Here is a 9,233-nt window from a genome sequence, read left to right as displayed (position 1 = left end):
ATGGCAAACAGACACGTTAATGCAGTAGTAATAGGATCAGGCGCCGGCGGTGGCGTTGCAGCAAAGGAGCTGGCCGTCGCTGGACTTTCGGTGGTGCTCTTCGAAAGGGGCGACTGGGCCAGGTATGACGAGCATAACAACGACGAGCTCACCTCCCAGCGAACGTTCCCCCTGGGCTGCTATTTCGGGCCTGATAACGAGAGGCACTGGCGCGTGGCGGTTGACGGTCAGGGCAATGAGAGGATTGTGTACCCGAACGACTGGTCTTACCATAACAATGCAGCATGCGTCGGCTCGGGCACGGTATCCTATGGCGCCATGGCATGGAGGTTCATGGAAGAGTGCTTCAAATTCAAGTCAACTTACGGACATGTTGAGGGTTCGAGTATGGCGGACTGGCCCATATCGTACCATGACCTTGAGCCTTATTACGAGAAAGCCGAATGGGACATCGGCGTTGCCGGCGACGACTTCCAGAACCCTTTTGCCCCGCCGCGCCGCAAGCCTCACCCGATGCCCCCCTTCAAACATAACCGCGAAGCGGCCATGCTGGAAGCGGCGGCTAAAAAAATAGGGTTTCACCCCTTCCCCATCCCGATGCTCCGCAACTCGGTGCCATACGGTGGCAGGCCTGCCTGCATCAGGATGAGGAACTGCGTGGGTTTTGCCTGCCCCGTCGACGCCAAATGCGGCACCCAGAACACGGTAATACCGGTCGCCCTGAAGTCAGGCAATTGTGAACTGCGTATTAAATCGCATGTATACGAGATAATGACCAACGACCGCGGCAGAGTTACCGGGGTAGCATATTTTGACGAGAATGACCGCAGTCAGGTACAGACAGCCGATCTGGTTGTGGTTGCCGCCTCGGCCACCGAAACTGCAAGGCTGCTGCTGAACTCAAAATCGTCGCTGCATCCCGACGGGCTGGGCAACAGGTACGATCAGACGGGCAGAAATTTGCAGGGACATGCATACTGCGGGGCTGACGGACTGTTCGAAGAGGAAATATACGATGATGTAGGGCCAGGCGCCAGTGTGGCCATTTGTGACTTTGCACATCATAACCCAGGGATCGTTGGAGGCGCCATGCTTGCCAATGAATTCATCAGGATGCCATACCTGTTCACGGGCGTCAGGCCCCCGGGCTCGGCAAGGTGGGGTAAGGAGCATAAGGATTTTCAGCGTTACAATTTTAAAAAGCATGTCAGTGTACGGGGGCCTGTTCAGGAGGTGCCCAATCCCGAATCGAGGGTGCAGGTGAGCGAAACTGTAAAGGACTACTGGGGTATACCCGTGGCAAGAATATCGGGATTCAAGCTTGACGAAGATATAAGGACTGCGCGGTTCATTTCCGCGAAAGCTGAAGAGTGGTTACGGGCCGCCGGGGCAAAGCAGATCTGGCAGAGTATTCCGGGTACAGGTGTCAGCGGCAGCCAGCACCAGTCCGGTACCTGCCGCATGGGAGATGACCCGCAAACATCGGTTACCAATAAGCACGGGCAGGTACACGATGTTGACAACCTGTTTGTAGCCGACGGCAGCCTTCACGTAACCAACGGAGCGTTCAACCCGGTGCTCACAATAATGGCCCTGGGATACTGGGTATCGGACTATATCGTAAAGGAGTGGAACCATGGCAACAGGTTCTGAAACAGCAGGCGGGCCCGTCCCGCTGCCCGGGGTAAGGGACCAGGAAGACGGAACCAGCCGGGTAAGTCCGGTTACCCGCAACAATTAAAAAGATCATAAACTGCCAATAAACCGATAAAATGACACCTTTCAAGAAACGGCTTGCAATAGTTCTCGGGGCTCATTTCGTCCTGCTCCTTGCGATGCTGGGTTATTACAGCTACTGGACGGCCCTTCCGCCCGACCGCACCTGCATGTCATGCCACGAGATTGAGCCGTCATACAACATGTGGGCCTCATCGGCCCACCGCGACATTAACTGTATAGAGTGCCACGGCACCGCCCTCAGCGGGGGAATTCACACTCTGCGTGAAAAGATGAGGATGGTGTTCAGGCATTACACAAGGGATTTCTATGATGACATAGCGCTTACAGAGAGGCAGGTGATCGATATGAACCAGACCTGCAGGGAGTGCCACCAGGCCGAATATGCGGCATGGCTGTCGGGGGGGCATTCGGCAACATACAGCCGCATTTTCCTCGATGAGGAGCAGAACAGCCGGGAACAGCTCAACCATGACTGCCTGCGCTGCCATGGTATGTTCTACGAAGGCGATATCTATTCGCTCGTTGAACCGGTAAGCATCGAGGGCCCCTGGTCGCTCCGCGAGCCGCTTAAGGCAGATCAGCCCGTCATACCCTGCCTGGCATGCCACAGCATTCACGAAGACGGCATCCCCAAGGCGGGAATGAGATACGACGGCGACCAGGATGTCCACTACACCAGGATGCCCGGCTACAGCAAGACAGGGTTCTACGACCGCAACGAGCGCCGGTTCTTCAATGCACGATACCTGCCAAAGCCTGTAATGTGGGACGGCGACAGGCAGCTCGAGGTTTCCGATGATCCCCGAATGAGGATGTGCATCCAGTGCCACGCACCCGATGTATGGCACCAGGCAGGAACCATGGACGACCGCACCCCGACCGGGGTGCATGAGGGACTTAGTTGCCTGGCATGCCACAGCACCCATTCAAACTCGGCAGTAAACGCCTGTGTGAGCTGCCACCCGGGTACGTCGAATTGCGGACTCGATGTGCGGACCATGAATACGACCTATGCATTTAAGGACAGTCCCAATAACATCCATTTCGTGTCGTGCGCGGACTGCCACGATGGGGTAAGGCCGGAAACATTATTGCACAACACGGCAATACCGCAGATCAAAAATTAATATTCCTGACCCGGGTATGGAATTTCAGGCAGGGGAAGTCCCCGGCACAGGAGGAGAATGGGGTATGTCATACGGGCCGAACTCAAGCCTGTCAGGGCCGAGCTTCATATTTGAATCCATTATTTCACTGTAACCAACCTCTCTGCCGGTATAGGCCGATTCCCGGCCCATCATCGCAACAATGTTTGCCTGTGAAACATTTTGCGTGTCATTCACATAGTTGTTTGTTCGTATTGCAGTGACGAAGTTTATTATCTCCTGGTCATGGGGACTGACCTTGAGCATGTTGGTGGGGCGGCCTTCATCGTCAAGTGGGTACTGGTATTCCCATAACAGGTTTCCGTTATAGTCCCATACCGCATTCATCCCGTTTGTATAACCTTTTGTGCCGAAAAAGTAAGTATCAACCTTGTTGGCACATCCGTCAATCTGCCGGCACATGCTGTGCATATGCCTTCCATCATCATATACAAAATCAACGCTGAAAAAATCGTTCTGGTCGCCCGTAGGCCGTCTGTGCCTGCCGCCAAAACCCAGGGCCTTTACCGGATGTTTGCCCAGAAACCAGCCGACAGTATCCAGTTCATGTATGTGCTGTTCGACTATATGGTCACCAGAAAGCCATCGCCAGTTGACCCAGTCCCTTATCATTGCTTCCATATCGCTCCATCCCTCCTGCCTGTTGACATGCCATAGTTTCCCCATATTGAAATAGCAATTGACGGAAATAATATCACCAATCGCACCGTTCCTCACCATTTCCAGGGCCTGAACACGGTCTCTCATATGCCTGTAATGAGTTCCTGCAACTACAACAAGTCCGGCAGACTCTGCCATCCTGCCTGCAGCCATGACCGAACGTACCCCGACAGGGTCTACGCCGACCGGCTTTTCAATAAAGGCATGCCTGCGTGCCTTTATCGCATATTCAAAACTCACAGGCCTGAAATACGGAGGTTCACACAGCAGGACCACATCAATATCAGAATCAATAACCCTTTTGTAACAATCAAACCCGCTAAAACAGTTCTCATCCGGTATCTCTGCGCCATGATGGTCCCTTATGCTCTTCCGGCAGGATTCCAGCCTGTGCTCAAAAAGGTCTCCGAGGACTGTTACTTCGAGGTTCGGCCCGGCATTCAGAAAATTCAATGCAGCACCGGTACCCCGCCAGCCGCATCCAACCACCCCGGCTTTAAGAACCGGTCCTCCGGGGGCCTTATCAGGAAAAACAGGAGCTGTATATGCAGGTTTCCTGGTGCAGGAAGACATTACTGCACCCATGCCGGCAGAGGCGACAGCTCCAAAGGCGGCAAGATTGCCGATAAATTTGCGGCGGCCTGAAACATTTACGCTATGATCCATCTTTTCCCGGTTTTAATTCAATATCCTGTTAAATTCTTGTAATGATAAAGATAGGATATTGTTTGAATTTGCCGGTGATGCTCAGGAAAAAAACCGGGAAAAGATTTCCGGAGGTTGGAACCGGGCAATATATCCCTGGCTGTCACGCCTGAACCTGCGTCGCAGAGTAAAGCCTGCCCTCTTTTATGGAGTATATCCTGTCGGCCAGGTGTTCTCCGGTAAAATGTCCGTGAGTGGTTACGACCATGGCGCTGTTCTTTTCCTTTACGTATGAAAGCAGTATGGATAGCATTTCTCCGGCGGTTTCATCATCAACACTGCCGGTAGGTTCGTCTGCAATTATGAGCGAGGGCTCATTGATAAGGGCCCTGGCAATGGCAACCCGTTGCTGCTGTCCGACGCTGAGCTCAACGGGCAGATTGTCCAGCCTGTGCCCGAGATCCATTTTTTCGAGAATTGAAATTGATTTTTCTCTTTTCTTTTCCGGACTCAGACCGCTGTTCAGCAGTGCCGATTCGACATTCTCAAGGGCAGTCCACGACTCTATCAGATTAAAGTTCTGGAATATAAGTCCGATTTTCTCCCTGCGAAGATTTGACATCTCCTCTCCCGAAAGCTTGCTGTATGGAACACCTTCAAAAAGGATCACCCCGGAATCTGGCGTATCTATTCCGCTGAGTATCCATTGCAGAACAGATTTGCCCTCACCGCTGCGTCCTTTAATAACGATCAGCTCACCGGGATAAACCTCCAGTTCTGCCCCCTGAAGAACTGTTATGATCTTTCCCCTGACCCTGAAGCTCTTGTTTATGTCACTGCATTTAAGTATTGGTGTTCTTTCCATTTCTCAGAATATTCAGTTAATCACTTTTAAACTGCTGCATCCAGGCAGGTGTAAAAAAAAGTATCGGTTCTCTATATTGTTCTGATAATATCCGCTGTCCTCATCCTGACCGCCCTCAGCGATGATATCAGTCCGGCAACCAGTCCCCCGGCCACCGGCAGGAGCACTCCGGTAACAATAATAAGCGGAGTAACTGACTGTCCCCCGCCGGTCAGTTCTGCCGGTAAAACCTGTAAAGTCGTATATGCAACAAGTACGCCTGCCGCACCTCCTGTAAACGAGTATATAAGCGACTCAGCCATGAGCTGCGAAAGGATGTTCCCGTCACTCCAGCCTATTGCTTTCAGGACTCCCATCTCAAACCTTCGCTGCACTACTGATGCAATCTGTATCTTCATTGCTATCAGAAGCATGCATATAATAACAATGGCAGTAATTGTCCATGCCGTATTGGCTGTTATCCCCATAACCGTTATCCCCGGCCGCCAGCAACCGAAAGAGCTGATCCTGGAGCTCTGCCCAAGTATATTGGAGACATCTGCCAATGCAGCCTCATGATATTGCGCTCCCACACTTTCTACCAGAACTGCATTTACCGGATTCTCCACAGTCTCTTCGAGCCGGGTCTCAACAAGCTTGTGGAGGGCAGGAAGGCTCATATATATATTGGCTTTCCCCGGCCTAAGTGGCGGGTTGACTATTGCTGCTATTCTGTAGTTCATATCACCCAGCAAAAGCTCCGAACCGACATCAAAGTTATATGCTCCGGCAAACTCCCGTTCAACCATTACCAGGCCATCGTCGCCTGGCTCAATAAATTCACCTTTAACAACCTGGGATCCTGCAACAACAGTTGCAGAATGAGCCACCGGTCTTGTCAGGTCAAGGCCCCCCAGCACCCATTCTCCCTGCCCCAGTGATGATCTGATCCTGAACATCAGATAAGGGGCAGCATCAGCAACATTGGGGGACTGCCTTATCATCTCTATCTGCTCGTCAAAAATCAGGTTTGTAGGCGCGTTATTGGCAACAAACCCCTCCCTGTCGGGATCATAAAGGTCTGTTGCATATGTCTGTATGCAGCATCCCTCGATTGTGAGCCTGGGAATATAAGCTACCGTATGTGCCCCGATATCCCAAAGTACCTGTTGTGTATTGTCCCTTGTCGTTCCTGACAATGAGGCCGCCAGCACGATTATTGCACCTGCTGTCAGGTAACTTATTACAGTACCGGCTGAACGTTGTTTCCTTCTCCTTATTTCTTTCCCGGCATATCTGAAAGCATCACGCATGACCTGGATGGTTGGTAATTTTAATTTCAAAGAGTTCTCAGTATTTCGGCAGGTTTCAGGCGCAGGGATACTGCCGCGGAAACAAGTCCGGCAAGCGTGCCTGAAACAACCGTAAGAGTAAATCCGGCTGCAACAATCGCTGTGTTTACGGAGAGAGCAGACAATTCCTCAATGCCGAGCCACTGTCCCAAAGGAAAGAAAGCCAGTAGCAGCAATGCCACGATGCATCCCGCCAGTCCCCCAAGCGCGGACTGGATAAATGAGCCTGCCATCTCCTGAGAAAGTACACCTCTGTCAGACCATCCTATCGCTTTCAATATTCCTATTTCAGTGCGTCTTTCCATCACGGCATAATACTGCGATGCAACAATAAACAGGAAAATGCTCACAAAAATAACCAGGCCCGTCAGTCTCATTCCCCTGAAGGTAATCCCTATGGCTGCACCGGCAGGATTGAAACAGCCGTATCCAAGGGTAGTGGAGTTATATCCCAGTATCTCCTTTACGTCATTCTGGGCATTGACGGTTAAAATGGAACTTGCACCATCTACAAGCACAACATTGGCAATATTTCTTACAGGTTCTTCAATCCGGGAGTTCATAACTTCAACAGCTTCATCAAAAGGCATGTAGATATCAGCCTTTGCCGGTCTTGTTCCGGGACTGAGAATGCCTGCCACCTCGTATTCAAGATCGCCGAAATAGATTATGTCACCTGTGCCGTACTGCTCGGCATCGGCAAAGGTTTGCTCCAGCAGAACCACTCCCCTGTCACCGGGCTCCAGGAATCTTCCTTCCACAATATCTGTATCGGAGCAGCTTGCCATACGCACCGCCTCCATATCAGAGGGGTCAAAACCTGCCAGGACCCACGAGCGATCGACATATTCGTCGGTTATGACCGAAAAAGTAAGCAGGGGAGATGCGTGTTTTACATTGGGGGATTGCTTAATAACCTCAACAAGCTCCATCGGAAACGGAACCACAGGATAATTATACACCAGAAGCCCTTCATGACCGGGGTTTTTAAACCTGATATCAGAAGTCCCGTCCGTGGTAGAATATATAAATCCGATAAACTGGGCGCCGGTATACTCCAGAACCGAGCCTGTGCCAAAAATTGAAAATCCGGCGAAAGTCACCGATATCACCAGAAAGGCAGTGGCCACAGCGTATCCGGCAATATTTCCGAGGCTTCTGAGTTTACGCCTGCCGATCTCCTTCCAGCCATATTCTATACTGTCTCTCATTTGTATCTGCTCTTTCTGAAAACTATATATTAAAACCTCTTCCTAAGAACACCCGCACAGCTCAATTGAAGCCTCCCCGTTTATAAAATCCAGCTCTATAGTATGGAAGCCTGGTATGACCCCGACAGGTTCTAAATTCAGGCCATTGCCCCTGTATACTATCCTGCCGTTATAAACATTGAACTCCGAGTGCCACCATTGGGTGAACCATCCCTTATCCTGCCAGGCATACATTCTTACACTTCCTCCCTCAAGTAACTTGAGCAGACTTATCAGCTTGTTGCTGTTGTCAACATTGAACCTGAAATCCTGGTTCCGGGCATTCCAGCTACCCACAGCGTCTCCTATAAGATAGACCTGCGGCCTGGTTACAGATACCTGTCCCGAACGCAGGTTTACCACCAGCATATAATAGCCGGCCATCGCCGGAACCGGAAGGTCGCCGCTGCCTGTTTCATATATGTCATCAACAGCCACGCCCTCAACACCGAAATGACCAGTGCCACCGGAATCCGGAGCAAACCTGATCGCACCATCACCCTTCAGCCAGACAATCTTCCAGAACAGGTGCGGAGAACTGTGAACAGGCACCATCTCAAAATCATTAAGCTCCCAGTTCCATGCATCTTCACCCTCCAGGGTACTTATCCCTGTCCCCGCAATGAACATGGTTTCCGGGTAATCTCCATCGTCGAGGAAAATGCTGCAGGTGAATCCTCCGCTTACCGTCCAGCTTACCATAACAGAAAAAAGATCGCCATGATTACCAGGCAGGGTGTATGCATCGCCTCCGGGCTTCATCTCCAGGGAGTACCCATTCTCTGTTACAGCTACCTCCCCCCCGAAATAAGTGCTCACATAAATCCCACCGGGTGTCACCTCAAGTCTGTCTCCATGACCGTAACGGATCCGGAATTCTTCAGTACCCAGACGGATGTTATCATCGACAAACACCATATTTGTCTTGTCAAAGCCCTGAGAAAGATGTACTTCCAGATCCTCTTCAGGAGACTCCGGTTGTTTTATGTTTACCGAAAGGCCGGTGAGGGGACTGATAACGTAGGAGTCTGTCTGCCTGTCAACTACAATATGATACAGGCCACTCTCGTTCACCCTGAAAACACCCCCGTCTTCACCGGCAATTCCCCTTGTGACACTACCGGTTATGGTCCCGTTGCTGCCATCAAAGCTTACTTTTTCTTCTGTCAGGGGTCCGTACACAGTCTGTTCCCCGTTAATGACTTCTACGAGGTTGAAACCGGATGCCTCAGAGCTCACGGCGACAAATATCTCGTAAAGGCCGGACCTGGGGTTTCCGGTTGCCGCATTCACTGCAGGCTTCATTAATCCGCCGGCATCGAAATGGTCATAGGCAGTTGCTTTACCCTTTATGTAAATTCCGTTTTCGGCATCAACTTTTGGTTCTGTTCCCTCCTCCTTAAGGCAGGAGGAGAAAACTGACAAAACTGACATTACCGTCAATATTATCAACCCCGGGAAAAGCCTTCTTTTATCAATCATTGTCCCTGTTATCACAACTTCATGTCCAACGTTCATAAATCAGAAACCTGTCAGACAAACTATTTCTATTCAAAATATTAGCCACATATAATTA

General features: G+C 51.0%; 7 protein-coding genes. 2 read left to right on the top strand and 5 right to left on the bottom strand.

Annotated features, from left to right (window positions below):
- Both EA408_06065 and EA408_06060 read left to right on the top strand, forming a co-directional pair.
- Positions 1 to 1,653 (top strand): GMC family oxidoreductase, encoded by a 1,653-nt coding sequence (locus EA408_06065; protein ID TVR72768.1) that lies wholly within the window; start codon positions 1 to 3, stop codon positions 1,651 to 1,653.
- A 119-nt stretch (positions 1,654 to 1,772) separates the two neighbouring features.
- A complete protein-coding gene (locus EA408_06060) occupies positions 1,773 to 2,867 on the top strand; it encodes a hypothetical protein (GenBank protein ID TVR72767.1) in 1,095 nt (364 codons plus the stop codon).
- Between the two features lie 24 nt (positions 2,868 to 2,891).
- On the opposite strand, the gene EA408_06055 is transcribed toward EA408_06060, so the two are convergent.
- From EA408_06055 to EA408_06035, 5 genes are all read right to left on the bottom strand, one after another.
- Entirely contained in the window at positions 2,892 to 4,232 is a 1,341-nt protein-coding gene (locus tag EA408_06055; protein ID TVR72766.1) for a gfo/Idh/MocA family oxidoreductase, read from the bottom strand.
- A 142-nt stretch (positions 4,233 to 4,374) separates the two neighbouring features.
- Positions 4,375 to 5,076 (bottom strand): ABC transporter ATP-binding protein, encoded by a 702-nt coding sequence (locus tag EA408_06050; protein ID TVR72765.1) that lies wholly within the window; start codon positions 5,074 to 5,076, stop codon positions 4,375 to 4,377.
- Between the two features lie 71 nt (positions 5,077 to 5,147).
- Entirely contained in the window at positions 5,148 to 6,368 is a 1,221-nt protein-coding gene (locus EA408_06045; GenBank protein ID TVR72764.1) for an ABC transporter permease, read from the bottom strand.
- A gap of 26 nt (positions 6,369 to 6,394) precedes the next feature.
- Complete coding sequence (locus tag EA408_06040) at positions 6,395 to 7,618, bottom strand: FtsX-like permease family protein (GenBank protein ID TVR72763.1); 1,224 nt, start codon at positions 7,616 to 7,618, stop codon at positions 6,395 to 6,397.
- Positions 7,619 to 7,660: 42 nt separating this feature from the next.
- Complete coding sequence (locus tag EA408_06035; GenBank protein TVR72762.1) at positions 7,661 to 9,175, bottom strand: hypothetical protein; 1,515 nt, start codon at positions 9,173 to 9,175, stop codon at positions 7,661 to 7,663.
- Positions 9,176 to 9,233 lie beyond the last annotated feature (58 nt).

This window comes from Marinilabiliales bacterium (assembly GCA_007695015.1).
Taxonomy (GTDB): domain Bacteria; phylum Bacteroidota; class Bacteroidia; order Bacteroidales; family PUMT01; genus PXAP01.
The sequence above is the reverse complement of the archived record's forward strand: the minus strand, read 5'-3'. Positions and strand labels throughout refer to the sequence as shown.